The organism is Aquiflexum sp. (assembly GCF_041749095.1).
In the GTDB taxonomy this organism is placed as follows: Bacteria; Bacteroidota; Bacteroidia; order Cytophagales; family Cyclobacteriaceae; genus Aquiflexum.
Window position 1 is genome coordinate 1 of the sequence record NZ_JBGTCA010000403.1, and the last position, 1,534, is coordinate 1,534.

Consider the following 1,534-nt stretch of genomic DNA (forward strand, 5'->3'; position numbering starts at 1 on the left):
GACAAAAACAAGTTGAAGAAATTTGGTTACGACCAATAAGAACATAGCAGAATGGCAAATATAGTAGCAGTAGTAGGTCGGCCCAATGTTGGGAAATCAACCTTCTTTAATAGATTGGTGGAAGAACGAAAAGCCATTGAAGACAACGTCAGTGGGGTTACGCGGGACAGACATTATGGCCACGGACAGTGGGGAGGTAAGTTTTTTTCGGTCATTGATACAGGTGGATATGTCATCGGTTCAGATGATATGTATGAAGCCGAAATCCGTAAACAGGTAAAATTGGCCATTGAAGAGGCGAATGTGATTCTCTTTGTAGTGGATTGTTTGGATGGGCTGACAGATATGGATAAGGATTTTGCCAATGAACTCCGAGGTTCGAAAAAACCCATTTTCATCGTAGCCAACAAGGCTGATAGCCCGGAAAAATCATTATTGGCAGCAGAATTCTATGCCTTGGGTTTGGGAGAAAACGAGGTATATCCAATTGCAGCTGTCAGTGGAAGCGGCACAGGTGATTTGTTGGACGAGGTGATCAAACATTTTCCGGATGAAGGAGAAGAAGACCCGGATGAAGGTATCCCAAAAATCGCAATCTTGGGAAGGCCCAATGTAGGGAAATCTTCCTTTTTGAATGCCTTATTGGGACAGGAAAGGTCCATAGTCACCAATGAAGCCGGCACTACCCGTGATGCCATTCATACCCGGTACAAAATGTACGGTCAGGATTTTATCATCACCGATACTGCAGGAATCCGAAAAAAGGCAAAAGTCAAAGAAGACATAGAATTTTATTCTGTCATGCGCTCGCTGAGGACTTTGGAAGAATCCGATGTACTCATCATCATGATAGATGCAACAAGAGGTTTAGAAGCCCAAGATGTCAACCTAATTTCCTTAGGTATCAAAAACAACAAAGGAATCATGTTGATGGTCAATAAATGGGACCTCGTTGAGAAGGACCACAAGACCTTGGATAAAATCAAAAAGGACATGGTGGAAAAATTGGGTGAAAACAAATGGATCCCGATCATTTTTACCTCAGTCGAAACAAAGCAAAGGATTTTCCAGGCGATTGAATTGGCGGTGAAGGTTTATGAGAACAAAACCAGAAAGGTAGCTACTTCCAAATTGAATGAATACATTCTTCCGGAAATAGAGAAATATCCGCCACCGGCACTGAAAGGGAAGTATATCAAAATTAAATATATCACCCAATTGCCAACTAAAAATCCGGTATTTGCCTTCTTCTGCAACCTACCCCAGTATATCAAGTCTCCCTACAGCAGGTTCCTTGAAAACAGACTTCGGGAAAACTTTGATTTTGAGGGAGTTCCAATAAAAATTACTTATAAAAAGAAATAAATAATTCTTATTAAAAGCTTGTTAATACAATAAATGGAAGTACCTTTGCACGCTTAATAAAAAAGAAATAAACAAATCATCATGAAAAAGGTATTTGCAATGTTCGCAATCGCAGGAATGTTATTCTCTGCATCATGCGGAAACAAAGAAGTTACTGAAGAAACTACTG

General features: G+C 40.2%; 1 protein-coding gene. It reads left to right on the forward strand.

The window, feature by feature from the left end:
* The first annotated feature begins 51 nt into the window (after positions 1-51).
* A complete protein-coding gene (gene der / locus ACEW8O_RS18355) occupies positions 52-1,365 on the forward strand; it encodes a ribosome biogenesis GTPase Der (RefSeq protein ID WP_373496083.1) in 1,314 nt (437 codons plus the stop codon).
* Positions 1,366-1,534: the final 169 nt, after the last annotated feature.